The sequence below is a fragment of the Clostridium sp. Marseille-Q5894 genome (assembly GCF_946902305.1).
In the GTDB taxonomy this organism is placed as follows: Bacteria; Bacillota_I; Bacilli_A; order Erysipelotrichales; family Coprobacillaceae; genus Thomasclavelia.
On record NZ_CAMPPT010000001.1, the window covers coordinates 384010 to 408657 of the forward strand.

At 30.9% G+C, this 24648-nt stretch carries 26 protein-coding genes; 21 read left to right on the top strand and 5 right to left on the bottom strand.

Going from position 1 to position 24648, the window contains the following annotated elements; all coding sequences use genetic code 11:
* Positions 1–41 precede the first annotated feature (41 nt).
* Positions 42–335, bottom strand: a complete 294-nt coding sequence (locus tag OC535_RS01800) for a transcriptional regulator (RefSeq protein WP_024721001.1) — start codon at positions 333–335, stop codon at positions 42–44.
* A gap of 319 nt (positions 336–654) precedes the next feature.
* Between OC535_RS01800 and OC535_RS01805 the strand changes: the two genes are divergently transcribed.
* The 5 genes from OC535_RS01805 to OC535_RS01825 all read left to right on the top strand — a co-directional run bounded on the left by OC535_RS01805 (position 655) and on the right by OC535_RS01825 (position 4525).
* On the top strand, positions 655–1551 hold the full coding sequence (locus OC535_RS01805) for an EamA family transporter (RefSeq protein ID WP_034595294.1): 897 nt from the start codon (positions 655–657) through the stop codon (positions 1549–1551).
* Entirely contained in the window at positions 1544–2797 is a 1254-nt protein-coding gene (locus tag OC535_RS01810; protein WP_024720999.1) for a D-alanyl-D-alanine carboxypeptidase family protein, read from the top strand. The genes OC535_RS01805 and OC535_RS01810 overlap by 8 nt, the downstream gene beginning before the upstream one ends.
* Positions 2798–2898: 101 nt before the next feature.
* Positions 2899–3108 carry a hypothetical protein gene (locus OC535_RS01815; RefSeq protein WP_024720998.1) on the top strand — a complete coding sequence of 70 codons (210 nt, stop codon included), beginning with the start codon at positions 2899–2901 and terminating at the stop codon, positions 3106–3108.
* 75 nt (positions 3109–3183) lie between these two features.
* Positions 3184–3546: a hypothetical protein gene (locus OC535_RS01820; RefSeq protein WP_498823017.1), complete on the top strand. Its 363-nt coding sequence runs from the start codon at positions 3184–3186 to the stop codon at positions 3544–3546.
* A gap of 109 nt (positions 3547–3655) precedes the next feature.
* Positions 3656–4525, top strand: a complete 870-nt coding sequence (locus tag OC535_RS01825) for an Rv1352/Rv1906c domain-containing protein (protein ID WP_227052837.1) — start codon at positions 3656–3658, stop codon at positions 4523–4525.
* 187 nt (positions 4526–4712) lie between these two features.
* Here the strand turns inward: OC535_RS01825 and OC535_RS01830 are convergent, their stop codons facing one another.
* The gene (locus OC535_RS01830; protein WP_498823018.1) at positions 4713–7142 is read right to left on the bottom strand and encodes a YhgE/Pip family protein; all 2430 of its coding nucleotides are present in this window, start codon (positions 7140–7142) and stop codon (positions 4713–4715) included.
* Between the two features lie 312 nt (positions 7143–7454).
* Between OC535_RS01830 and OC535_RS01835 the strand changes: the two genes are divergently transcribed.
* The 9 genes from OC535_RS01835 (at position 7455) to OC535_RS01875 (ending at position 14176) form a co-directional block, all read left to right on the top strand.
* On the top strand, positions 7455–7898 hold the full coding sequence (locus OC535_RS01835) for an Rrf2 family transcriptional regulator (RefSeq protein ID WP_498823019.1): 444 nt from the start codon (positions 7455–7457) through the stop codon (positions 7896–7898).
* A gap of 193 nt (positions 7899–8091) precedes the next feature.
* Complete coding sequence (locus tag OC535_RS01840; RefSeq protein WP_498823020.1) at positions 8092–8721, top strand: NAD(P)-dependent oxidoreductase; 630 nt, start codon at positions 8092–8094, stop codon at positions 8719–8721.
* A gap of 57 nt (positions 8722–8778) precedes the next feature.
* Entirely contained in the window at positions 8779–9549 is a 771-nt protein-coding gene (locus tag OC535_RS01845; RefSeq protein WP_498823021.1) for a protein-ADP-ribose hydrolase, read from the top strand.
* Positions 9500–10375 carry an SIR2 family NAD-dependent protein deacylase gene (locus OC535_RS01850; protein ID WP_227052833.1) on the top strand — a complete coding sequence of 292 codons (876 nt, stop codon included), beginning with the start codon at positions 9500–9502 and terminating at the stop codon, positions 10373–10375. The genes OC535_RS01845 and OC535_RS01850 overlap by 50 nt, the downstream gene beginning before the upstream one ends.
* Before the next feature lie 157 nt (positions 10376–10532).
* Positions 10533–11186, top strand: coding sequence for an HAD family hydrolase (locus tag OC535_RS01855; RefSeq protein WP_024720991.1), 654 nt, complete (start codon positions 10533–10535; stop codon positions 11184–11186).
* Positions 11170–11643 carry a 2-thiouracil desulfurase family protein gene (locus OC535_RS01860; RefSeq protein WP_498823022.1) on the top strand — a complete coding sequence of 158 codons (474 nt, stop codon included), beginning with the start codon at positions 11170–11172 and terminating at the stop codon, positions 11641–11643. The genes OC535_RS01855 and OC535_RS01860 overlap by 17 nt, the downstream gene beginning before the upstream one ends.
* Complete coding sequence (locus tag OC535_RS01865; protein ID WP_498823023.1) at positions 11621–12556, top strand: type I phosphomannose isomerase catalytic subunit; 936 nt, start codon at positions 11621–11623, stop codon at positions 12554–12556. The genes OC535_RS01860 and OC535_RS01865 overlap by 23 nt, the downstream gene beginning before the upstream one ends.
* 118 nt (positions 12557–12674) lie before the next feature.
* Positions 12675–13796 (top strand): Ldh family oxidoreductase, encoded by a 1122-nt coding sequence (locus OC535_RS01870; RefSeq protein ID WP_024720988.1) that lies wholly within the window; start codon positions 12675–12677, stop codon positions 13794–13796.
* An 11-nt stretch (positions 13797–13807) separates the two neighbouring features.
* Positions 13808–14176, top strand: coding sequence for a VOC family protein (locus tag OC535_RS01875; RefSeq protein ID WP_024720987.1), 369 nt, complete (start codon positions 13808–13810; stop codon positions 14174–14176).
* An 8-nt stretch (positions 14177–14184) separates the two neighbouring features.
* Here the strand turns inward: OC535_RS01875 and OC535_RS01880 are convergent, their stop codons facing one another.
* From OC535_RS01880 to OC535_RS01890, 3 genes are read right to left on the bottom strand one after another with little or no spacing between them, the layout of a single operon-like run.
* Positions 14185–14616, bottom strand: coding sequence for an acyl-CoA thioesterase (locus OC535_RS01880; RefSeq protein ID WP_024720986.1), 432 nt, complete (start codon positions 14614–14616; stop codon positions 14185–14187).
* Positions 14606–15283: an MBL fold metallo-hydrolase gene (locus tag OC535_RS01885; RefSeq protein ID WP_227052829.1), complete on the bottom strand. Its 678-nt coding sequence runs from the start codon at positions 15281–15283 to the stop codon at positions 14606–14608. Before OC535_RS01885 ends, OC535_RS01880 begins: the two co-directional genes overlap by 11 nt.
* Before the next feature lie 32 nt (positions 15284–15315).
* Entirely contained in the window at positions 15316–16050 is a 735-nt protein-coding gene (locus tag OC535_RS01890) for a YebC/PmpR family DNA-binding transcriptional regulator (protein WP_227052828.1), read from the bottom strand.
* Between the two features lie 201 nt (positions 16051–16251).
* On the opposite strand from OC535_RS01890, the gene OC535_RS01895 reads away from it, so the two are divergent.
* The 7 genes from OC535_RS01895 (at position 16252) to OC535_RS01925 (ending at position 24610) form a co-directional block, all read left to right on the top strand.
* Positions 16252–17364 carry an aminoacetone oxidase family FAD-binding enzyme gene (locus tag OC535_RS01895; RefSeq protein WP_227052827.1) on the top strand — a complete coding sequence of 371 codons (1113 nt, stop codon included), beginning with the start codon at positions 16252–16254 and terminating at the stop codon, positions 17362–17364.
* A gap of 1 nt (position 17365) precedes the next feature.
* Complete coding sequence (locus tag OC535_RS01900) at positions 17366–18949, top strand: NAD(P)/FAD-dependent oxidoreductase (protein WP_498823024.1); 1584 nt, start codon at positions 17366–17368, stop codon at positions 18947–18949.
* On the top strand, positions 18937–19497 hold the full coding sequence (locus OC535_RS01905) for a manganese efflux pump MntP (protein WP_024720981.1): 561 nt from the start codon (positions 18937–18939) through the stop codon (positions 19495–19497). The genes OC535_RS01900 and OC535_RS01905 overlap by 13 nt, the downstream gene beginning before the upstream one ends.
* A gap of 17 nt (positions 19498–19514) precedes the next feature.
* Positions 19515–20918, top strand: a complete 1404-nt coding sequence (locus OC535_RS01910) for a TrkH family potassium uptake protein (RefSeq protein ID WP_498823025.1) — start codon at positions 19515–19517, stop codon at positions 20916–20918.
* Positions 20919–20928: 10 nt separating this feature from the next.
* The gene (locus OC535_RS01915; protein WP_227052824.1) at positions 20929–21591 is read left to right on the top strand and encodes a potassium channel family protein; all 663 of its coding nucleotides are present in this window, start codon (positions 20929–20931) and stop codon (positions 21589–21591) included.
* Between the two features lie 213 nt (positions 21592–21804).
* Complete coding sequence (gene trkA, locus OC535_RS01920) at positions 21805–23166, top strand: Trk system potassium transporter TrkA (RefSeq protein WP_498823026.1); 1362 nt, start codon at positions 21805–21807, stop codon at positions 23164–23166.
* Between the two features lie 4 nt (positions 23167–23170).
* A complete protein-coding gene (locus tag OC535_RS01925) occupies positions 23171–24610 on the top strand; it encodes a TrkH family potassium uptake protein (protein WP_227052822.1) in 1440 nt (479 codons plus the stop codon).
* Positions 24611–24648 lie beyond the last annotated feature (38 nt).

The following is a 24648-nucleotide window of genomic DNA, read 5'->3' on the forward strand; positions in this document are numbered from 1 at the left end:
AAATCGATAAAATAGTTTTTATCAATTCTTTTTATTTAAAATTATTTCTCCCTGATTTCTTTATTTAAGATGTCTACAAAATCTATAAGTTCTTGTTTACCTAATTCAGTAATACTATAAGTAGTTTGTGGACGTCTATTAACGAATTCTTTTTTCACGGTTATGTAACCAGCTTGTTCAAGTTTGCTAGTGTGATTAGTCATTGCTCCATCAGCACATTTACAAACTTTTTTTAATTGATTGTAAGTTAAGCTGGAAGTAGAAAGACTAGCTAAAATTTGAATTCTAATAGTTGAATCGAATACCTTAGAAGCTTCTACAATACTATTAATCATATGTTTACCAATCTCCTTAATATAAAATAATTATTTAATTTATAATTATTATTACATATTTTAGAGCTGTTTGCAATTGAAAATACCTAAAATTAAAAAAATGCTGATTATATCTATATTTATTGTTTTTGTTTAATGAAATATTAAACATAAATTATTGATGATTCCAAATGGTTTAAATAAAGATAAGACGATAACGAATTGAATTTTAAAAATGGAATGTAAGTTATCAAAATTAGAAATAATAATTAATTTAAAATAGATATTGTTGAAAGATGTCGAAAATGTTAAAATGTACAAGTATATTGGAGGGGTGATTGTGAGTAATAAGGTTAAAGGTTCATTGTTATTAGTATTAGCAGCAATGATTTGGGGCAGCTCTTTTATTGTGATGAAAAGTGCCGTGGATTTTTTAACACCTAATGTGTTACTTTTTATTAGGTTTTCACTAGCTACAGTAATCATGAGTATCATGTTTTATAAATATATTAAAGATACGAAATTAAAAGATCTAAAAGGAGGAATGATTACTGGTACATGTCTATTTTTGGCTTATTTAGTGCAAACATTAGGCTTGACTATGACAACTCCTGGTAAAAATGCATTTTTAACAGCAGTGTATTGTGCAATTGTACCATTTCTGGTTTGGATATTTTATCGTAAACGACCTGATAATTATAATTTTATGGCAGCTGTATTATGTGTTTTAGGTGTCGGTTTAGTTTCTTTAGATGGTGATTTATCCATTAATATGGGAGATCTATTGACACTTATAGGAGGTCTTTTTTATGCATTTCATATTCTTGCAATCAAGAAGTATTCTAAAGAGATGCATCCAATAAAATTGACAACTTTGCAGTTTGCGATGACAGCAGTATTAGCTTTTTTAGGATCTTTGTTCTTTGAAGATATTTCACTGATCAAACAAATTGATAGCAGTATTATTATACAGATTGGTTATTTAGCTTTTTTTGCTACAGCAGTTACTTTGCTTTGTCAAAATGTAGGACAGCATTTAGTTAGTGAGTGCAATGCCGCAATATTATTAAGTTTAGAATCAGTATTTGGCGCCTTTTTTTCAGTTTTATTTTATGGGGAGATATTAACATTAAAAGTATTTTTGGGATTTATTATAATTTTTGTCGCGATTATTGTATCAGAGACAAAATTATCCTTTTTAAAGATAAAAGCCAGGGAAGGTGAATTAAATGTTTAAAAAAATTGTAAGTTTTATTGTTGCTGGATTATGTTTACTTGCTTTAATTACCCCGCTGCAGGCTCTTGAAAATAGTGCGGATATTGGTTTAACAGCACAATATGCAGTTGCCATCGATGCTAAAAGTGGATTAGTACTCTACAATAAGAATATGGATGAACGGATGTATCCTGCTAGCATGACAAAAGTTATGACTACGATCGTTGCTATTGAGATGATCAAAGATTTTAATGCAACGACTGTAATCACTCAAAGTGATATTGATACTGTTTGGGAAACAGGGGCTTCATCAGCTAATTTTGAAGTAGGTGAAACAGTTACATATAATGATTTGTTGTTAGGGGCAATTTTACCAAGCGGTGCTGATGCTACAAGAGCTTTAGCAAATAATTTGTGCGGTGGTCAAGAAGAGTTTGTTAATAAGATGAATGAGTTGGCTGAAAAATTAGAGTTAAAAGATACTCATTTTGTTAACACGACAGGAATTCATGACGAGAATCATTATACAACGGTTCATGATATGGCATTGATCGTTAAATATGCTGTTGAAAATGAACAATTTAGAGAAATATATTCAAAACGTTTTGCTACTTCTTCAAATGGGTTACATCAATGGGTAAATAAATCGATATATAATGCTAATAGAAGCAATATTGATACTAGCAGTATTTTAGGTTGTAAAAGTGGTTATACTGATGCTGCTAAAAACTGTTTATCGAGTTTGGATATGGTAGGTAATAATGAAATTATTACTATCGTAGGTAAGTCGATCAATAATGATCTTAAACCTCGTGCGGCAGTACAAGATACTTTAGATATTGTAAATTATGTTAGTCAAAATTATTCAATGCAGTCAATTCTGGCTAAAGGAACGGAAGTTAAAAGTTTAGATGTGAAAGTGGCAAAAGATAATCAAAAGATTTTGATTGAAAATCAAAATGATGTTTCTGCTTTTTTACCTAATGATTTTAATAAAGATGATTTAGAGTATAAGTATTCTTTTGAAAAGCTTGAGGCACCTTTAAAAAAAGGAACCAAAGTTGGAAATTTAAGCATTTATTATGGTGATTATTTATTGTATCAAGAAGAGTATTTCAATGATATAATGATTGAACGTGATGCTGTAAGTGATATCAAGGGGAAAATAATGGATTTTATTTTTCCTTATGGATTAGCGATCTTCTTAGTAGTTCTTTATTTCTTTATCTCTAAAATAAAAAAACATCGAAAAGTAACAGTTAAGTAAGACTGTTACTTTTTTTTAAATATGATATACTTTAAGTAGAGATATTAAAAAAGATATTTTTGATTATTGAATGATAATAATTTAAGAAAAGAGGGATGAAGATGAGAAAATGTTATCGTTGTGGTAGCGAAATGTTGGAAGAACATGGCTTGAAAATAAGTTCGCTAATGGCGGGAGTAGCACCGGTATTGTTATCTAAAGGGCAAGGAATTATGACTGAGGAATTTGGTAAAGTAAAAGCAGCAGTTTGTCCTAAGTGCGGGGAAATATCATTATATACTGATAATCATAAGGTGTTAGAAGGAAAATAATAATATTAATATATAAAAATGATATCAATAGAGAAAGGTTACGTAATAACTGATCGTAAGTAAAAGGGAAAAATTATGGAAACTATTAAAAAGAATAAAAAAACTATAATAATTGCTGGTGTGATTGTTATAATTGGAATTGTTATAGCTGTATTATTAAATAAAAAGGATGATAATTTAACAGCTAACGAGATCTTAACAGCTATGAAACAAAATGAAGAATTAGAAGGGATGATTTATTCAGATATTGAAATAACAAATATTAATGATGATAGTCTCGAAATGCTGGGAAAAGATAATCGTTATACTTCAAAAGTTAAATTTATGGATTCATCTGACGAGACTGTAACGGAAGATGATGAATACTGTAGTGGTGTGATTGAGGTTTTTAACAATGTAGAAGATCTTAAGATCCGGCAACAGTTATATTACTTATAGTGATGAAAAACTTAATGAAAACTATGAAAGTGAAGAATTTAGTAAACTTTTAACATTATTTGATAATAACTTTAAAGAAAATCATGTTTATAAAAATGGAAATGCTTTATTGATCATTTCTGGAAGTGTTGATAAAAAGGTAGCTAAAAAGTATAAAAATGCTTTTGATGCAGTTTTAGAAGACAAAACATATGAGCAAAAAGATATACCTGACAAAAAACAAATAACTAAATTAATAAATGAAGATAAAGAGAAGATAGATAAATATGTAGAAGAATTGTCGCTACAATTAGATGAACTGGTAGAACAGTTATATCAATCTATTGATGAGGCTTTAGAAGAGATAGCACAAAAGCAGTCAGAAACGGAATTAAATGAAATGAAAAAGATTGTTGCATGCTTCGACAGTGCACCACGTTATCAAGAAAAGTATAATCAATGGCAGACAAAAGTTCAGGAAATAGAACAACAAATAGCTGTGACAAAAGCAGCTGAAGAGGCAGAACGTCAAAGAAAAGAAATTTTAGAAAATAATCGTCATAGTGCAGGAATGTATAAAGTTGGGATAGATATTCCCGCAGGTGAATATGTATTGATTGGTAGTGGATATTTTTCAGTTAATAAAGATTCAAGTGGGCAATTATCTAGTATTATAGCTAATGATAATTTTAGTGGTAACTCTATTGTTAGTGTAAGTGAAGGACAATATCTGACAGTAAGGGATGCAGTTTTTTATGATATAAATTTAAATCCAGATGTAAGTACAAGTGGAGAAGGAATGTTTAAAGTTGGTCTTCATATTCCTGCGGGTGAATATAAATTAGTTGCCACTAGATCATCAGGATATTGTGAAGTATCAAATTCATCAAGCCATACTTTAGGATCAATTGTAAGTAATGATAATTTTTCTGGAGAAAAATATATTACAGTTCGAAATGGTCAGTATTTAAAATTAAATGGGTGTAAAATAAATCAGTAATAGTATTATATATTTTTATCTTTATATAAAAAGAAGCTATAATTTTAAGGTTTTAACTCGATAATAGGTAGTTAAAAATAAGAGATTTCAAAAATGATCGTATTTAATAATCATTTGAGAAATCTCCTTTTTTCATATTTACCCTAAAGTAAGAAAGAACCAATTTTAATTACAGCCTCTTATCAATTTATTCATTTACATTTTCAAATGCTTGGGGAATTAATGGTGTAGGTTTTTTTATTCGATGATTATAAACGAGAATCGTTAAAAGACTACAAATAACAATAATTCCAATAAATACAATAATTTCATAACTTATTGAAACATTAGGCATACTAATTACTTTTCTAAAGCCATCAACACTATAAGTGAAAGGAACGAATGGATGAATAGCTTTAAAAATTGCTGAAGATGTTTCCAATGGATACGTACCTGCAGAACCACCCAAGTTGATTACCATAAAAACAAGTAAAATAAATTCACCGATTTTTCCACAGACAATACTTAATAATGTTACTAGCGCCATTGATGCAGCACCAACAATAACAGCAAAGATAAATGTCATTAATAATTGTTGTGGAGCAAAATCACAAAATAACATTAATGATCCAATCATCATAACGGCTGCAATAGTAGAAATAGTAAACCAGACAGTTGCTTTAGATAACCAGTATTTTAAGCCGCTTTCAGCTTTTTCAATATCATTAAATAATGGATACATTAAAGTAAATGCCATACAGGCAACATATAAGCCAACACTCATCATATATGGAGCCATACCATGACCATTATTTTCTACTGTAGATATTTCTTGATGAGATAGTTTTACTGGCGTTGATAACATGTCAAATGTATCATCACTGCTTTTAATTTCACTGACTTGTTTAGCACCATCACCTAATGATGAAGCTAAAGTTGTAGTACCATCTTTTAAAGTTGATAAGCCATCATTTAAAGTATTTGAACCTTCATATAATTGATTAGCTCCAGAAGTGATTTGTTTAGCACCGTCAGCTAACTGCTGAGCACCATTAAAAATAGTTGGATTATTGCTAATTAATGTGTTAGTTCCAGCTAATAATTGATTAGAACCGGTTTTAGCACTATTTACACCATTGCTATAAGCAGTAAAACCATTACTTAAAGTTGTTGTTCCCTGATTAAGTGCTAAACTTCCCTGATAGATTGAGCTAGCACCGTTAATTAAAGTATTTGATGTTGTTTGGTCACCCAATCCCGCCTGAACTGTTTTTAAACCAGTATATAATTGTTTGATTGCCTGATTGGCACCTGGTAAAGCCTGAGCACAGCCGCCAGCAAGAGAACTAACAGTAAGCTGTAGATTGTTAAATACAGTATCGATAGTAACTTTAGCTGTTTTTACATTTGTAACTGCTTTTATATTAGCATCATTAATATTTTGATCGTTTTTTATACTTGAAATAATGTTATCGATTGTTTCTTGATCAAGTATCTTACCAGCGTTGCTAGTCAAAGCGTTTTGTAAGGCTTGATTATAAGCATTGTTTATTTCCGTTATCGATGTTTGAGCACTGTCTAAAGTGTTATCGATGTTATTAAGATAGTCCTTTACATTAGGATTATTACTGTCGTTACTAGTTGTTTCAAGACTTTGATTTAATGCTTGAATACCGTAATTTAAAGTTTCTAAAGCTGTTTTACCAGTTATTGGATTAGGGGTTATTAAAGCATTGATACCAGCTTCTGTTTCACTATTTAGTTGATTGTCTAAAGTTGCTTTAGCACTTGTAAGAGCGGTTTCTAACTGTTTACTACCTTCTTTTAATTGCTCAACACCAGCATCAAGCTGATTAATACCACCAGAAATGGCCTGAGTGTTACTGTCTAATGTATTTAAACCGTTATTTAAATCTTTAACACCATTATTAACAGAGCTAACGCCATCAAGATAAGAAGAAAGTCCATAACTTAGTGATGTTGCTCCATCGTTAAAAACAAGGGTACTATCAGCTAATGTTTTTAAATTTGTTGTGATTAAGTTATTACCATCAATTAGTTGACTAGCACCATCGTTTATTTGACTTGAACCGTCAGCGGCTTCATTCATACCATTACCAATATTATTAATCTGTTCAAAAATAGTTTTAGCATATGTCTTGGTAACAGTTGCAGAGACTTCTTCTTTGATCTTTGCAATTGCAGAGTCATCCATTTTTGAAGCGATATAGCTAGTTCCGGGATTAGTTGTATATGTTAAAACCATTTTCTCCGGTTCTTCCTCTAATAATGTCGTCGCATTTTTAGAAAAATCACTAGGAATAGTAATTATCATATAATAATCGCCATTTTTTAGTCCTTGATTAGCTTTAGTGGCACTAACTAAACTAAAATTCATTGAATCATTTTTTTCAAGATTACTTGCTAATTCTTTTCCTACATCTAAAACAGTTTGATTATATGTTACTTTTTGATCTTCATTTACTACTGCTACGGGAATATTACTTGTATTGCCGTAAGGGTCCCATATCGAACCAAGAAAAATCCCCGAATAAATACTTGGAATTGCAACGACGGCTATTGCGACAATGATTAACCATCGATTTTTTAAAAACGTTGACCATTCTTTTTTTATCATAAATTTTTCTCCTTCCATTAGATTTTAGTTTATCCTTGAAATCTAAATAATTAATGGATATAATTTATCCATGGATAAAGTTTATCTATTAACAAATACATATTTTAGTCACATAGATATGCTTTGTCAATTAATTTATAAATTATTTTTACAGAAATTATTTTATTTATGATACAATATATTGTAGATGCAAAATGTCACAATATAAATGAGATGATTAAGGAAAATAAAGTGCGATAATCAAGAATGTCAAATGCCGATATATGCATATGATAGGGAAAAGTTAATAATATTTATAAGTTAGGGGTAGAAATGATGAAAGTTAAAAATAGTGTCGAACAAGCAATATGCTTATTAATAATGATTGCGCATAGTGATGAGGGAATACCACTTAAAAGTTATAATATTTCTGAGAGTCTTGGGGTCTCAGATTCTTATTTAAAAAAAATTATTCGTCAATTAGTAGTAGCGGGTTTAATTTCTTCTGAAGCGGGTAAAAAGGGTGGTGTCTCTTTAAAAATACCACCAGAAAAAATAACTTTGTTAGATATATTTGAAGCAATTGAGGGAAAAGAACCGTTTGCCAAGGCAACTGGGTTAGTTGAACGAGTATTTTTAAATGAATTAAAAGAGGTAAAAGAACAGAAGCAGGCAATGATTTTAGAGGCTTTTAATCAAGCTGAATTAAGTTATAAGGAAAAGTTGAAGACAATTACATTAAAGATGGCAATGGTAGAAAGAAAAAATAATTCTTGAAAATATTACATATAATTAAAATTACTTGAATTGTGTAAAACAGGTATAAAATTGAATAGGGAGAAGCAATATACAAAAAGTATATAGTTTTTTTAAAAATTTAGTTGTAACTATTGAAATTGCAACATATTTGTTATATGCTGTGGTTGTAATTATAAAGATTACAACAAATAAAATTTAGGAGGAAATTAAAATGAAGATAGCAGTTGTTTGTGCAAATGGGAAAGCTGGTAAATTGATTGTAAAAGAAGCCGTAGAAAGAGGCTTAGATGTTACCGCTATTGCAAGAGGAACTAATGAAAGTGTAGCGCAAAATTATATTGAAAAAGATTTATTCGCTCTAACAAAAGAAGATTTAGCGGATTTTGATATTATTATTGATGCCTTTGGAGCTTGGAGTGAAGAAAAATTACCACTTCATAGTACTTCATTAGAAAAATTATGTGATTTGGTTAGTAATACCGATAAACGCCTTTTAGTTGTTGGTGGTGCTGGTAGTTTGTATGTAAATCCTGAACATACAATGCAGGTTATGGATGATCCTGATTTCCCAGATATTTTTAAACCATTGGCACATGCTCAAGGAAAAGCATTAGATGAATTAAGAAAAAGAACTGATGTTAAATGGACATTTGTAAGTCCAGCTGGTGATTTTCAACCTGAAGGAAAAAGAACTGGAAAATATATTCTTGGTGGCGAAGAGTTAACATTAAATTCTAAAGGGGAAAGTACTATCAGCTATGCCGATTATGCAATCGCTATGGTTGATGAAGCTATAGAAGGAACGCATATTCAAGAAAGAATCAGTGTTGTTAGTGAATAAAGTATTTATAAAAGCTCATAAGAAATTATGGGCTTTTGACTAATTAGGAGATGAAAAATGTTACAAGAAGAGCGCTTAGATTATTTAATTAGATATTTGTTAGAGGAAGAACAGAATTATATTTTAGATATTCCGGATACAGAAATAGAGAAGAAAAAACTTTTGCGGGCGCTTATGAATGTGCGCTTACCAAAACCAATTTCACAAGAATTTTTAAATATCCAAGACCGATATTTACAAGAAGAACTAAAAAAACAAAAAATAATTTCTATAAAAGAATTAGTTCCCGTGCAAAAAGGATTATATTTATGGCAAGGTGATATTACTAAATTAAAAGTAGATGCCATTGTAAATGCTGGAAATAGTGCTCTTTTAGGCTGCTTTATTCCTTGTCATGGCTGTATTGATAATGCCATCCACTCTTATGCTGGAATCCAGTTGCGTTTAGATTGTCAAAAAATCATGGCACAACAAAATAAGCCGGAACCAATCGGAAAAGCAAAGATTACTAAAGGCTACAATCTTCCTGCAAAATATGTGCTGCATACAGTGGGCCCAATGATCAATGGAAGATTGGTAGAAAAGGATAAAATATTACTTGCGTCTTGTTATCGATCATGTTTAGAATTGGCAGACCTATATCAGTTAAAATCAGTTGCATTTTGCTGTATTTCAACAGGAGAATTTCACTTTCCTAATGATATTGCTGGATATATTGCAGTTGATACAGTCACGCGTTATTTAAATGAAACGCACTCAGAAATAGAGGTGATTTTTAATGTTTTTAAAGAAACAGATTGGCAGATCTACAAACGATTATTGGAATAAGATCAAAAATCTAAGAAGATTGATAGAACAGGCAGATGCGATCGTTATTGGAGCTGGTGCGGGATTATCGGCTTCAGCTGGCTTAGAATATGGTGGAAAAAGATTTTTTGATAATTTTTCAGATTTTGCTAAAAAATATGGCTTACAAGATATGTATTCAGCCGGTTTTTATCCATTTGAAACGATAGAAGAATATTGGGCTTATTGGAGTCGACATATTGAATTGAATCGCTATCAAAAAAGTGTGGGAAAGCCTTATACAGATCTTCTTTCTTTAGTTAAAGATAAAGATTATTTTATATTAACTACTAATGTCGATCATTGCTTTCAAAAAGCCGGTTTTGATAAACAACGATTATTCTATACTCAAGGAGATTATGGGCTTTGGCAGTGTTCTAAGGGCTGTCATCAAGTGACTTATGATAATGAAAAGCAAGTCAAAGAAATGATTTTGAGACAAAAAGAAATGAAGATTCCATCTAATTTAATTCCATATTGTTCGCGTTGTGGTTCTTATATGACAATGAATTTACGTATTGATGATAAATTTGTTCAAGATGAGGGCTGGTATAAAGCTTTCAACAGATATCATGATTTTTTAAAACGACATGAAAATCTTCATATTTTATTTTTAGAATTAGGTGTTGGGAATAATACGCCAGTAATTATAAAGTATCCTTTTTGGAAGATGACAGAGAATAATCCCCATGCTGTTTATGCTTGTATCAATTATCAGGATGCTTCTTGTCCCGTCCAAATTGAAAAACAATCTATTTGTATTCAATTTGATATTGGTAAAGCACTCCAAGATCTATTATCTAGTTAGAAATAATTTATATTATAAAAATCTTATTGGATAGTTGTAAATTAATTAGTATGTAGCAATCGGTTATGATCGATTGCTTATTTTCTGATAAAATTATCTTGCGCCAAAAACGCATAAAGGCAAAATATATGCTATAATGTATTACGGAGTTGATTAGATGATTAATACAGTTATATTTGATTTAGATGGAACATTAGTTAATTCATTAGAGGATTTAGCTGATACAACCAATTTGTTATTAAAAAAGAGAGGTTATCCTATTTTTGAACTTGAGCAGTATCGTTATTTTGTAGGAAATGGAGTAGCTAAATTAATTGAAAGGGCATTACCATTAGAACATAAAAATGAAGTAAAAGATATTAAGCAGGAATTTGATGAGATTTATGCTCAAAACTGTTTAAATAAAACGAGACCCTATCCTGGTATTATTGAGCTATTGAATTATTTAAAAAATAATGATTATAATTTAGCTATTGTAACTAACAAGCCACAGGTTCATGCTTCTAAAATTGCTAAGACATTATTTCCTGATTGTTTTAAATATATCTTTGGAAATAGTGACCTACATCCTAAAAAACCCGATCCTTGTTTAACTAATCTTGTCATTAATTTATTTGATGTCAAAAAAGATCAGGTTGTTTATATTGGTGATAGTGATGTTGATATTCAAACAGCAAAAAATACTAAAGTTAAATCAATTGGGGCTGCGTGGGGATTTAGAGGAGCCCAGGAATTAACAAAATGTGGTGCGGATCATGTAGTTTATCATGCTAATGAAATATTGGAGGTGCTCGATGATTGGAGTAAGTAGTTGTTTAGCAGGAGTTAAATGTACTTATCGTGGAGATGATAATTTAATTGAAATCATAAAAGAAATGGTTAATCGTAAAAAAGCAGTTATGATTTGTCCAGAGGTATTAGGAGGATTGGGAATTCCTAGAAATCCTTGTGAAATCAGAAAAGATCGAGTTATTGATATAACTGGTGAAGACAGGACAAAAGAATATGAATTAGGGGCTAAAAGGGCTTTAGAAATATTAAAAGAACATGATGTTGATGTTGTTTTACTAAAAGCTAATAGTCCTAGTTGTGGAAAGAATAAGATTTATGATGGCAGTTTTAGCCATGCTTTAATTAATGGTGATGGAATTACTTGCCAATTATTGGAGAAACATGGCATAATAGTATTTAATGAGGATAAAATTGATGAATTTTTTAAATTTATAGAAAGAAGGAGAGTAGAAAATGGGACATATTTTAAAAGTTAATCCGGTATTTAAAGAAATGATTTGGGGAGGACATAAACTAAAAGATATTTATGGCTATGATATTCCAAGTGATCATACAGGGGAATGCTGGGCGATATCAGCACATCAAAATGGTGATTGCACAATGGCTAATAGTGAATTTGCAGGTAAAAAATTATCTGAATTATGGGCTGAACATCGGGAATTATTTGGTAATATCGAAGGTGATCAATTTCCGTTGTTAGTTAAAATTATTGATGCCTGCAATGATCTATCAGTACAGGTTCATCCTAATGATGAATATGCGGCAGTTCATGAAAATTCTTTAGGTAAGACAGAATGCTGGTATGTTTTAGGAACTGATGAAAATACCAAAATGGTAATGGGACATCATGCTAAGACTAAAGAAGAATTTGTAGCGGCAATTGAAAATGATGATTATGATAATTTATTGAATAAGTTTGGAATCAAAGAAGGTGATTTTTTCTACATTCCTGCTGGAACGATTCATGCGATTTGTAGTGGTTCATTAATTTATGAAGCGCAGCAGTCATCAGATATTACATATCGTGTATATGATTATCATCGTAAAGATGCCAATGGTAATGAGCGGCAATTGCATGTACAACAGTCAATTGATGTAACACAAGTACCATATCAGCCATATACAAATGAGAATCAAGTAGTTGCAGAAATTGAAAATGGAACTGTTACAAAATTAATTGCTAGTGAATTTTTTACAGTTAATAAATATGACTTAACAGGTAAAAATACAATTATTAATGATAAACCATTCCAATTAGTGACAGTAATTAAAGGTGAAGGAAAAATTGCTGGTAGTGATGTAAAAATTGGTGATAATTTCATTGTATGTGCCGATCAAAAAGAAGTTGACTATGATGGTAATATGTCAGTGATGATCTGTACATTATAGTGCTATTAATATGAATCAAGGATAATGAAGTAGAGCTGTTGTTCTACTTCATTTTATTAATGACAGAAAAAACAGTTTATGATAGAATGTATACAATCTAAAAGAAATGAGGTAGATTATGGCACATATAAAGTTTAAATTTGATGTTTTAAATGCTTTTTGTAATGAAGCTTTTGAAAAATTTGGATTCACTCCAGAAGAAAGTAAGGTTATTACCGATGTCTTGTTATTATCAGACGTTTATGGAATTGAATCTCATGGAATGCAAAGACTTTCAAGATACCATAAGGGGATCGAAAAAGGAATGATCAAGGTTGATGCTAAGCCGGAAATAGTTTTTGAAACGCCTGTTTCTGCAGTAATTGATGGAAATGCGGGGATGGGTCAGTTAATAAGTAAATTTGCAATGGAAAAATGTATTGAAAAAGCTAAGAATGTAGGAATAGCAGTTGTAAGTGTTAGAAACTCTAATCATTATGGGATTGCGGGATATTATGCTAAGATGGCTTGTGATCAGGGGCTGATAGGAATGTCTTTTACAAATTCTGAAGCTATCATGGTTCCAACTTTTGCGCGTAAAGCAATGCTAGGATCAAATCCCATTGCTTTAGCTATGCCTGCTAAACCATATCCGTTTTTTTTCGATGCTTCGACAACCGTTGTAACAAGAGGAAAACTGGAAATGTACCGAAAGGCTGAAAAACAGCTGCCTCAAGGTTGGGCTTTGGATAAAGATGGCAATCCTTCAACTGATGCACCTGATGTTTTGACTAATATTACAGATAAAGTTGGTGGTGGTATTATGCCCCTTGGTGGTTCTACAGAACAATTAGGAAGCCATAAAGGATATGGATATGGTATGTTTTGTGAAATTTTCTGTTCGATTTTATCTCAAGGATTGACGTCAAATCATACACATACCGATGGTATTGGGGGAACTTGTCATGGTTTTATTGCTATAGATCCAAAAATATTTGGTGATCCTCAAGATATTGAGGCGCATTTTTCAACTTTTTTACAGGAATTAAGAGATGCTCCTAAAGCAGCTGGACAGACACGGATTTATACTCATGGTCAAAAAGAAGTTGAAGCGGTTAAAGATCGGATGGAAAATGGGATTGCAGTTGATGTAAAAACGGTATTAGAAATGAAAGATTTATCTAATTTTGTTGGTGTTGATTTTGAAAAATATTTTGGTAAATTAGATATTGATGATGCAAATTATAAAACAGTTTATTAAGGAGGAAATTTATGGAATTTAAGTGTGTACATTGTAATATTAATATTACAAATATTGAAAAGAGTGTTTCGTTTTATCAAAAAGCTTTAGGACTTAAAGTAGAAAGAACAAAAGAAGCTAGTGATGGAAGTTTTATTCTTACTTATTTAGGAGATGGGATAAGTAATTTTCAAATTGAGTTAACCTGGTTAAAAGATCATCCCCAAGCATATGATCTAGGAGAAAATGAAAGTCATATTTGTTTTGAAGTTGATGATTATGAAAAAGCCTATCAATTACATAAAGAGATGGGATGTATTTGTTTTGAAAATAAAGCGATGGGATTATACTTTATTAATGATCCTGATGATTATTGGATTGAAATTTTACCAAAAAAATAATGCTTATTCTATAACGGATAAGCATTTTTATTTTTTACTTTTTTAAATAACTGATCATATTCTGGTTTGATTTTCTTTAAACTAACGGGTTTACCATCTTTGTTAATAAAACAATGTTTTGAAGTGCCTGTTGTACAAAGAATATTATTTTGATTATAAATTTCATAACTACAAGCAAAACGAACACTGCTGTATTCATCAATTTTTACTTTAATAGTAGCGATATCATCAAAATACATCATTTGCAAGTATTTACAAGATACTTCTAATACGGGAGAAATAATGCCCTCTTTCTCCATTGTTTTATAAGTTAAACCGATTTGATTCATAAAATCAATTCGTGCTTCTTCAAACCAGCGAATATAATTTGAATGATGAATGATGCCCATTTGATCAGTTTCATAGTATTTAGCAAGATGCTGGTATGGTTTAATGTTCATAGTCTTCTCCTAAGATAAAGATTTCACCTGGGTGATGAATTTTAATAATATTATGATATTGGTTCAGTGGTTCATGGTCAAGATAATTGAGCATTTTATTGATATCATCACCAAAATGCATCGGTAAAACATATTTAGTTTTAATATTTTTCAAGATATGATTCATGCCCCACCAGGTTGTTTCTTCAAGACGGGGATCTAAAGGAATCATCATTAGATCAAAATTTATATTAACCAGCTTAGCAATTTCTTTTTTAAAAGTAATGGCCTGGTATTCATTATCCGTTTCTGGTTCTCCCAGCCAATGCCACCAGTGCAAATCACCAGCATGATATAAATATTTGTTTTCAACTTTGACTACAAAGGCGACTCCTTCATCGGTTGAAAGTAGTGTTTGCAGATGAAGATCATCGATCTTATAAGTTTTATGAGGATATACTTTGATGCCTTTATTATCAATTTCATGATCAATAATATAAGTAATATTAGGATGATCAAGATCATAAATAACAGGATTATAGTGATCATAATGTAAATGGGAAACAAAGACGTATAAAGCTTTATTTGGATCTAATTTAGGAAGCTTTCCTTTAAAGTAATCAAATAATAAAATATGTTTTTCTAATTCCACAATAAAACCACTATTATATAAATAAGTAATTTTCATATCTTAGCTCCTTATATAAATAAAAGGGAGTATTATTCTCCCTCATCATAGTTTGCAACATTGTGATAGATCTGGTCAACATCATCACAATCATTTAAATTATTCATTAAGCGTTCAAATAATTCCATGTCTTCACCAGCAAGTTCTACAGTATCTTGAGGTAAAGTTTGAATTTCATCGATGTCAAAATCAACATCTGCTTTAATTCCTTCGATTGCTTCTTTGATTTTATTTAAATCAGTTGGCTCACCAATAATTTTAATCGAACCATCATCTTCACTAATAATATCTTTTGCATCAATTTCAGCCATAACTAAAGCATCTAAAACAGTTTCTTCATCTAATCCCTTGAAACTAACAACACTAATGACATCATATAAATAAGTAACTGATCCTTCATTTCCTAATTTAGCTTTAGATTTAGTAAAGGCAGGACGTACTTGTGAAATAGTACGATTAATATTATCTGTTAAACATTTAACGATTATTGTAGCGCCACCGTTAGCATATCCTTCAAATACTTTTTCTTCATAATTTTCAGTAACACCACTTTTTACTTTATCAATTGCTCTTTTAATGACATCAGCAGGTACTTGTTCTTTTTTGGCTTTTTCAATCATTCGTCTTAAAGCTAAGTTTCCCTCTGGTTCAGGACCTCCAGCTTTAGCGATCAAGTAAATTTCTTTTCCATAACGTGAATATAATTTAGCTTTTTTTGCTGCTGTTTTTGCCATTGCAACTTTACGCACTTCATGTGCTCTACCCATAAATAATTCCTCCTTAAAGTGATAAATCCTTCTAAATTATACACTTATCGATTAATATTATCAAGTATACTTTTTATTACTTATAATCATCTAAAGTGGAAATTAACTGTTCATTTTAGATAATTAAAGTTTATTAGCACCATTTATTTTAAAAGATTATAGATTATGCTATAATCTAGGCATTATACAAGGAGATAAACGATGGAAACTACTGTAATTATTGGGGCTGGGGCAAGCGGATTGATATGTGGCCATGAATTAGCTGATCATCATGCTAATGTAATTATTCTTGAACAGTCGAATAAATCCGGAAGAAAAATCTTAGCTAGCGGTAATGGCCGCTGTAATCTTTCTAATACTAATTTAGATATGCGTTTCTATAACACAAATGATAAACGAATTGAAAAAATTATTCATGATTTTGATGCGAAGACTTATTTTGATCAAATTGGAGTATTAACTAGACAGGTTGGGACATTATTGTATCCCCGTTCAAATCAGAGTTTAACGATAAAGAATGCGTTGATGAACAATTTTGATCAGGTTGCTTTGATTGAAGAGTGCCAGGCTTTAAAAATAATCAAAAAACAAAAAGGATATCTTGTCAAAAGTACTAAAGGTAATTATGAATGTGATAATGTTGTTATTGCAACAGGGTCACCAGCTTCTTGTTTATCAGGAGAAAATAATTATGATTTGGTTAAGGACCTTGATTTAAAGATGATAAAGTTGTATCCTAGTCTAGTTCAAGTAAAAACTAAGCCAGCATACATGCAATTAAAGGGTGTACGAGTCAAATGTAAAGCTAGTTTATATCTCGATAATAAATTAATTGAAAGTCAATCTGGTGAAGTTCTGTTTACTGATCAAGGATTATCAGGGATTTGTATTATGCAGTTATCAAGGTTATTGCCAGGTAATTGTAATAATGCTGTAATCAGTTTGGATTTATTAGAAGATCTTGATGATGAAGAAGTTAAAATTTTATTAAAACAGCGCTTAGAGAAATATGGTAATTATTATCTTGAAGGAATATTTAATGATAAATTAGCTAAAGTATTAAAAAATGTAAAAAATTTAAAAGATGTTCGCTTTAAAGTGCTAGGCACATATGGTTATCAAAAAGCTCAAGTAATGCGAGGCGGTGTAAGTCTTGTAGAAATCAATGAAAATTTAGAAAGTTTGAAATATCCGGGGATTTATCTTGCAGGAGAAATATTAGATGTAGATGGCGACTGTGGTGGTTATAATCTACATTTTGCGTTTGCTTCAGGATATCATATCGCTAAAACGATATTAAGTAAGGGAAGATAAGATGATTAGAATTAATAATTTGAAAGTTTCATTAGATACTAAAGATTATCGACAGGTAATCTCACAACAATTAAATATTTCCAAAAATAAAATTAAAAATGTAAAGTTAGTGAAAAAGGCCGTTGATGCAAGAAGAAAGAATAAAGTTCATTTTGTTTGTAGTTTTGAATTTGAAATAGACAATGAAGAGATGATAATAAAAAAATATCCTAAATTACAACTTAGACAAGTAAAGCCATATCATTATCCAGTCTTAAAAGCTAATGATGAACATATTGTAGTAGTAGGTAGTGGACCAGCGGGTTTATTTTGTGCATATAACTTAGCTCGAGCTAAACAAAAAGTGACTTTGATTGAAAGAGGCAGCAAGGTAGATAAAAGAAAAGAAGATATTGATAATTTCTTTAAAACTGGTAAACTGCTTTTAAATAGTAATGTTCAATTTGGTGAGGGTGGTGCCGGAACTTTTAGTGATGGAAAACTTACCACAGGTGTCAAAGATAAAAGAAAACAATTTATTTTAGAAACTTTTGTAGCTCATGGTGCTAATGAAGATATTTTATATATGAATAAGCCGCATGTAGGGACAGACTATTTGATCAACGTCGTTAAAAGTATGCGTGAAAAAATAATTGAAAATGGCGGTACCGTGTTATTTGATAGTCAGCTTGTTGATATTGAAATAAAAGATCAGCACTTAGTAAATATTAAAGTACGCCAGCAAGATCAAATCATGACGATGAAGCCAGATCGCTTAGTTTTAGCAATCGGACATAGTGCTCGCGATACTTATGAAATGTTGTATCAAAGAGGATTGAAAATGGAACCGAAAGCTTTTGCTGTAGGACTTAGAATCGAACATCTGCAATCATTTATTAATGAACATCAATATGGTAAATATGCAAATCATCCTAAATTAAAAGCCGCAGATTATAAATTAGCTGTTAAAACAAGCAGCGGCCGAGGTGTTTATACATTTTGTATGTGTCCTGGAGGACGAGTTATTAATTCAAGTAGCGAATCAGGAGGTGTAGTAGTAAACGGAATGAGCAACCAGGCTCGTGATGATACTAATGCCAATAGTGCAATCTTAGTAACGGTAGGACCCGATGATTTTAAAGATGATCATCCGTTATCTGGAGTTACCTATCAACGTGATCTAGAACATAAAGCATTTATACTTGGTGGTAGTAATTATCATATTCCCGTGATGAAAGTAGAAGATTATTTAATGAAACAAGTCAATGAAAGTACTGTTAAGTGCAGCGTTTTACCAGGCGTGAAAGAAGCAGATTTAAATGCTTTGTTTAGTCCCGAGATAAATGCATCTTTAAAAGAAGGATTAGAATTAATGAATCAAAAATTTTCTGGGTTTACAAGTAATGCAATTCTTTCTGGAGTAGAATCACGAAGTTCAGCACCGGTTCGATTTTATCGCGATGAATCATATCAAAGTAATATTAAAGGAATCTATCCAATCGGTGAGGGAGCTGGTTATGCTGGTGGAATCATGTCAAGTGCTTTAGATGGATTAAAATGTAGTGAATTAATTTTAAAAGGGGAGAAAGAAAAATGTCAGTCATAGAAATTGCAATCATTGGAATTGGATTAGCGATGGATGCTTTTGCAGTCTCAATTTGTAAAGGTCTTGCAATGAAGAAAATGAGTTATCAAAAAGCTATTATAATTGCTTTGTTTTTTGGCGGGTTTCAGGCACTGATGCCAGCAATAGGATATGTTTTAGGTACTACTTTTGCTTCTAAGATTGCAGCGATCGATCATTGGATTGCTTTTATCTTATTAGGCTTAATTGGTGTAAATATGATCAAAGAGGCTTTAGGTAAAGAAGATGATGAGTGTTTAGATGATGCTTTACACTTTGGTGATTTGATCATGTTGTCGATTGCTACAAGTGTTGATGCTTTAGCAGTAGGGATCACATTTGCTTTTTTTAATGTTTCAATTGTTTTATCAACATCAATTATTGGCTTTATTACTTTTATTATTTGTATAATTGGAGTAAAAGTTGGAAATGTTTTTGGGGAAAAATATAAAAGTAAGGCTGAATTAACAGGGGGAATTCTGTTGATCATTATGGGCTGTAAGATTTTGCTTGATCACTTATTCTTTTAGGAAGGTTGAAAAATGATATGAAAGTCGAAATATTAAAAAAAAGACGTGAGCATCATACAATGCGTCCGACAAGACAAATTGCGCTTAGTTTTTTAGCAGTGATTTTTATTGGTTCAGTTTTATTAAGTTTGCCGATTTGCAATAATGCAAGTCCCACGTCATATTTAAATAATTTATTTATTGCCACTTCAGCAACATGTGTTACGGGATTAGTACCGGTTGTAATAAGTGAACAATTTAATTTGTTAGGACAATTGATCATTATTATTTTGATTCAAATTGGTGGTTTAGGTTTTTTAACATTTTTAAATTTATTATTAATAATGATCAATAAAAAGATTTCTTTGACAAATAAAATAGTTTTGCAAGAAGCACTTAATCAACCATCTTTAAATGCAATTCCCAAATTTGTAAAAAATGTAATTAAATATACTTTTATAATCGAAGGAATCGGTGCAATTTTATTATGCTTTGTCTTCATTCCCGATTATGGTTTAGTTAAAGGAATATACTTTGCTGTTTTTCACGCAATTTCAGCATTTTGTAATGCTGGATTTGATGTTTTAGGAAGTAATTCATTGATTGGTTATCAAAGTAATATAATAATCAATTTTGTTATCCCATCTTTAATAATTATGGGTGGTTTAGGTTTTATTGTTTGGTTTGATGTTGCTAAAACAATAAAAAAAGAGTTTCATAAACCATCTAAATTTAACTTTTATCATTTATTTAAAAATTTTAGTCTACATACTAAGCTAGTCTTGGTGACGACTGCTATTCTATTGATTGCGGGAATGATTTTATTTTATCTATGTGAATTTTATAACCCGGATACCCTTGGTAAATTAAACTTTTTAGATCAATTACAGGTGTCTTTTTTTCAATCAGCAACATTGCGAACAGCAGGATTTGCTTCTGTAGATATGGCGAGTTTATACCCGTATACTAAATTCATGATGTGCATTCTTATGTTTATCGGTGGATCACCTGCCGGTACAGCGGGAGGAATCAAGACAGTAACTTTTGCAATCAGTATTTTAATGGTCTATAATATTTATCATGGTAGAAAAGAAGTAGCTGTGTTTGCCAGAAGGATTCCTAAACGTTTAATTATTCGTTCATTTGCAATTATTACGATTGGTCTTTCTTTGGCTCTTATAAGTATTTTTATTTTAAGTATTAGTGAGAATGCTGTTTTTGTTGATATTATGTTTGAAGCTGTTTCAGCTTTTGCGACCGTAGGATTAAGTGCATCGTTAACACCTTCACTTACGGTAATTGGTAAAATAATAATTATTATCTTAATGTATATTGGTAGAATCGGAACAATTACTTTGATAATATCATTTGCTAGAAAATCTTATATTAATGCAGGAAAAAAAGAAGTAAGATATACCGATGGTAATATCTTGCTAGGTTAGGAGTAGAAAAATGAAAAATAAACAATATGCAGTATTAGGTTTAGGGGTGTTTGGATCAACTGTTGCAACAACATTATCGCAGTATGACTGTGAAGTTATTGCAATTGATAAAGATGAATCTTGTGTAGAAAGGATTGCTGATGAGGTCACTAAGGCAGTTGTTGCTGATACTACTGATATCGAGCAGTTAAGAGCACTAGGGTTGGATGATATTGACGTTGCTGTGATTGCAATCGGGACACATTTAGAAGAAGCTGTTTTAACGACGATGAACGTAAAGGACCTAGGGGTTCCATATGTAATTGCTAAAGCGAAAAATAAACAGTTTTCTAAAATATTAGAAAAAGTTGGAGTTAATAAAGTAATTAGAGCTGAAAAGGATATGGGAATTAGAGTAGCTAAATCATTGCTTAGAAAAAATATTGTTGATTTAGTTGAATTAGACGAAGAGTATTCTTTGGTAGAAATAAATGCACCACATGATTGGACTGGTAAAAGTGTTCAAGATCTAGACATTAGAAAGGCTTTTCATATGAATGTCATTGGGGTAAAAGATAGTGAAGATAATATGTCATTAAATATTGGAGCTGATTATATTGTAAAAAAGGGTGATCGTTTTTTAGTGATTGGAAAGACTACTGAAATAGAGCGATTTGATTATTTTACAGAATAGAAAGAATAATATTAAAGTATGGAAATCTATAAAAGATAGCCATACTTTTATTATTTGCTTATTAAAAAAAATAAATTTATAAATGATTTTTAAGTAATTGTTAATTATCTTGTATTTTAGCTAAAATATGATAAACTTCTTTTGAATGTATCAAAGCCGTTGAGAAAATTAGACAAATGAGCTACAATGAATGTATTAGGGAGGTATCTTTGGATGAAGATTATTATTTTGGGAGCGGGAAAAGTAGGGAAAACGCTAACCCAATATATGGCTAATGAAGATCATGATATTATCGTTATTGATCAAAATGCAACTAAGGTCAATGATGTTGTTAATCAATATGATGTTATTGGGGTTGTTGGAAATGGTGGATCGTATGATATTTTAATGGAGGCTAATGCTGATGAAGCTGATTTGATTATTTGTGTAACAGCTTCTGACGAATTAAATATTTTAGCTGGATTAATGGCAAAAAGAATGGGGACAAAGCATACGATTGCAAGAGTTAGAAATCCTGATTATTCAAAACAGCGCGACTTTATGAGAAATCAATTAGGATTTTCATTGATTATTAATCCTGAATTAGAAGCGGCAAATGAAATTAGAAGAACGTTGTCATTTCCTTCAGCAGTAAAAGTTGAAACTTTTGCTAGAGGAAAAGTCGAACTTGCGGAATTTAATGTTGATGAAAGTACTCAGCTCAATAATATTCAACTAAGTAAGTTAAATAATATTTCTAAAGCTAATATCTTAGTATGTGCAGTAAGTCGTGATGATGAGGTAATTATTCCGGATGGTAATTATGTAATTAAGACAGGTGATCATTTATATATAACGGGATCTCATCGAGATTTGACAAGATTCTGTTTAGATATTGGAATCATTACTAAGCAAATAAAAAAAGTAATGATCATTGGTGGCGGAAAGATCGCATTTTATTTAGCTAAGCAGTTAAGTGTTTTAGGAATGCGCGTAAAAATTATTGAAAATAACACAGAACATTGTAAAGTATTAGCAAAAAAACTACCTTTTATTACAATCATTAATGCAGATGGTAGTGATGAAGAAATATTAGTTGAAGAAGGAATTGAAAATATAGATGCATTTTTAGCATTAACAGGATTAGATGAAGAAAATTTAATTTTATCTTTGTATGCTAAAAAAATGTATCATAAAAAAACAGTGGCTAAAGTTACCCGAATGAATTATGCGGGATTAGTTAATAGTCTTAATGTAGATACGATCATTTCACCAAAAAGTGCGATTGCAGCTCAGATCGTTCGTTATGTAAGGGCTAAGGTTAATAAAGATGATGATTCCAGTGTCAAAACTTTATATAAGATCGTGAATGGGGAAATTGAAGCCAGTGAATTTGTAGTTACTAATAAAATTTCTTTTTTAGGTAAAACATTAAATGAATTAAAATTAAAAAATCATATTTTAGTAGCAGCTATTTCTAGAGGAAATGAAATGATTGTTCCTAAAGGTGGAACCACAATTGAATTAGGTGATCATGTAATTATTATATCTCGTGATGAAAAATTAAGAACATTGAATGATATTATAAGGAGATAACCAAATGAATAAAAAGATGATCATTTTTACATTAGGGAAGCTGTTACAAATAACAGGATTACTAATGTATATTCCAGTATTAGTTGCAATAATATATCAAGAAACAGAAGGAATTAGTTTTGCGATTCTTGGAGCTTTGATTTTTGGCTTAGGAACGATTATTTCATTTAAGCATCCCGCTAAAAAAAATATTTATGCTCGTGAAGGTTTTGTAATCGTTGCTTTGAGCTGGATCTTAATTTCGATTTTTGGGGCTTTACCATTTTGTTTAACCGGTGAAATCCCGTCATTTATAGATGCTTTTTTTGAGATGGTATCCGGTTTTACAACAACGGGTTCTTCAATTTTGTCTGATGTTGAAGCATTAAGTCATGCTAGTTTATTTTGGCGCAGCTTTTCGCATTGGCTTGGTGGAATGGGAATCCTGGTTTTTGTGATTGCTTTCGTACCAATTTCCTCAGGACGTTCTTTACATATTTTAAGAGCCGAGGTTCCTGGACCAGTAGTAGGTAAATTAGTTTCTAAAATTCGCTTAACAGCAAGAATTTTGTATATTATTTATGCTGTTTTGACGTTAGTAGAGACGGTTTTATTGTTGTTTGGGGGAATGCCGTTATTTGATAGCCTTTTAAATTCATTTGGAACAGCAGGAACTGGTGGATTTGCAATCAAAAATGCTAGTATTGCTGCTTATGATAGTGTCTATGTAGATACCGTGATTACGATTTTTATGATTTTATTCGGGATTAATTTTAATTTGATTTATTTTGTAATTATTGGAAAATTCAAAGAAGTATTTAAGAGTGAAGAACTGCGGTATTATTTCTTGATCATCATTGGTGCAACTATTCTAATTACAATCAATATCTTACCAATGTACGAATCGATTTTTTCAGCGTTACGTTATTCAAGTTTTACAGTCGGTTCCATTATTACGACAACAGGCTTTGTAACCGCTGATTATGGTAAATGGCCAATGTTTTCACAAATGATCATTATTATTTTAATGTTTGTTGGTGCCTGTTCCGGTTCAACTGGTGGGGGAATGAAAGTATCAAGAATTTTTATTTATTTAAAGAATGCGAAGAAAGAATTAAAACACTTATTACATCCTCATAGTATTCAAACAGTTGAATTTGAAAAACAGCCAATAGATGATCATGTAATCGCTAATATTCATTCATATCTAGTTTTATATTTAGTTATTTTTGCATTATCACTGCTGGTTTTAACGATTTTTAATTTAGATTTCAAAAGTGCATTTTCAGCAGTTGCTACTTGTTTAAATAATGTTGGACCTGGTTTTGATGTAGTTGGTCCCGTTAGTAATTTTTCATCATTATCGGATGTCTCAAAATTAGTCTTATCTTTTGATATGTTGGCAGGACGGTTAGAAATTTTTCCGATTTTATTATTATTTGCTCCATCACAGTGGCGTAGATAGCATAAAAAAAGGTAAATTGTGTAGACTATAGAGAGGTG

What these genes read in the sequence shown, in the direction of transcription:
- OC535_RS01800 (WP_024721001.1), bottom strand. Translation starts at nt 335, where the DNA reads ATGATTAATAGTATTGTAGAAGCTTCTAAGGTATTCGATTCAACTATT.
- OC535_RS01810 (WP_024720999.1), top strand. Translation starts at nt 1,544, where the DNA reads ATGTTTAAAAAAATTGTAAGTTTTATTGTTGCTGGATTATGTTTACTT.
- OC535_RS01815 (WP_024720998.1), top strand. Translation starts at nt 2,899, where the DNA reads ATGAGAAAATGTTATCGTTGTGGTAGCGAAATGTTGGAAGAACATGGC.
- OC535_RS01820 (WP_498823017.1), top strand. Translation starts at nt 3,184, where the DNA reads ATGGAAACTATTAAAAAGAATAAAAAAACTATAATAATTGCTGGTGTG.
- OC535_RS01830 (WP_498823018.1), bottom strand. Translation starts at nt 7,142, where the DNA reads ATGATAAAAAAAGAATGGTCAACGTTTTTAAAAAATCGATGGTTAATC.
- OC535_RS01835 (WP_498823019.1), top strand. Translation starts at nt 7,455, where the DNA reads ATGATGAAAGTTAAAAATAGTGTCGAACAAGCAATATGCTTATTAATA.
- OC535_RS01840 (WP_498823020.1), top strand. Translation starts at nt 8,092, where the DNA reads ATGAAGATAGCAGTTGTTTGTGCAAATGGGAAAGCTGGTAAATTGATT.
- OC535_RS01845 (WP_498823021.1), top strand. Translation starts at nt 8,779, where the DNA reads ATGTTACAAGAAGAGCGCTTAGATTATTTAATTAGATATTTGTTAGAG.
- OC535_RS01850 (WP_227052833.1), top strand. Translation starts at nt 9,500, where the DNA reads ATGTTTTTAAAGAAACAGATTGGCAGATCTACAAACGATTATTGGAAT.
- OC535_RS01855 (WP_024720991.1), top strand. Translation starts at nt 10,533, where the DNA reads ATGATTAATACAGTTATATTTGATTTAGATGGAACATTAGTTAATTCA.
- OC535_RS01860 (WP_498823022.1), top strand. Translation starts at nt 11,170, where the DNA reads ATGATTGGAGTAAGTAGTTGTTTAGCAGGAGTTAAATGTACTTATCGT.
- OC535_RS01865 (WP_498823023.1), top strand. Translation starts at nt 11,621, where the DNA reads ATGGGACATATTTTAAAAGTTAATCCGGTATTTAAAGAAATGATTTGG.
- OC535_RS01870 (WP_024720988.1), top strand. Translation starts at nt 12,675, where the DNA reads ATGGCACATATAAAGTTTAAATTTGATGTTTTAAATGCTTTTTGTAAT.
- OC535_RS01875 (WP_024720987.1), top strand. Translation starts at nt 13,808, where the DNA reads ATGGAATTTAAGTGTGTACATTGTAATATTAATATTACAAATATTGAA.
- OC535_RS01880 (WP_024720986.1), bottom strand. Translation starts at nt 14,616, where the DNA reads ATGAACATTAAACCATACCAGCATCTTGCTAAATACTATGAAACTGAT.
- OC535_RS01885 (WP_227052829.1), bottom strand. Translation starts at nt 15,283, where the DNA reads ATGAAAATTACTTATTTATATAATAGTGGTTTTATTGTGGAATTAGAA.
- OC535_RS01890 (WP_227052828.1), bottom strand. Translation starts at nt 16,050, where the DNA reads ATGGGTAGAGCACATGAAGTGCGTAAAGTTGCAATGGCAAAAACAGCA.
- OC535_RS01895 (WP_227052827.1), top strand. Translation starts at nt 16,252, where the DNA reads ATGGAAACTACTGTAATTATTGGGGCTGGGGCAAGCGGATTGATATGT.
- OC535_RS01900 (WP_498823024.1), top strand. Translation starts at nt 17,366, where the DNA reads ATGATTAGAATTAATAATTTGAAAGTTTCATTAGATACTAAAGATTAT.
- OC535_RS01905 (WP_024720981.1), top strand. Translation starts at nt 18,937, where the DNA reads ATGTCAGTCATAGAAATTGCAATCATTGGAATTGGATTAGCGATGGAT.
- OC535_RS01910 (WP_498823025.1), top strand. Translation starts at nt 19,515, where the DNA reads ATGAAAGTCGAAATATTAAAAAAAAGACGTGAGCATCATACAATGCGT.
- OC535_RS01915 (WP_227052824.1), top strand. Translation starts at nt 20,929, where the DNA reads ATGAAAAATAAACAATATGCAGTATTAGGTTTAGGGGTGTTTGGATCA.
- trkA (WP_498823026.1), top strand. Translation starts at nt 21,805, where the DNA reads ATGAAGATTATTATTTTGGGAGCGGGAAAAGTAGGGAAAACGCTAACC.
- OC535_RS01925 (WP_227052822.1), top strand. Translation starts at nt 23,171, where the DNA reads ATGAATAAAAAGATGATCATTTTTACATTAGGGAAGCTGTTACAAATA.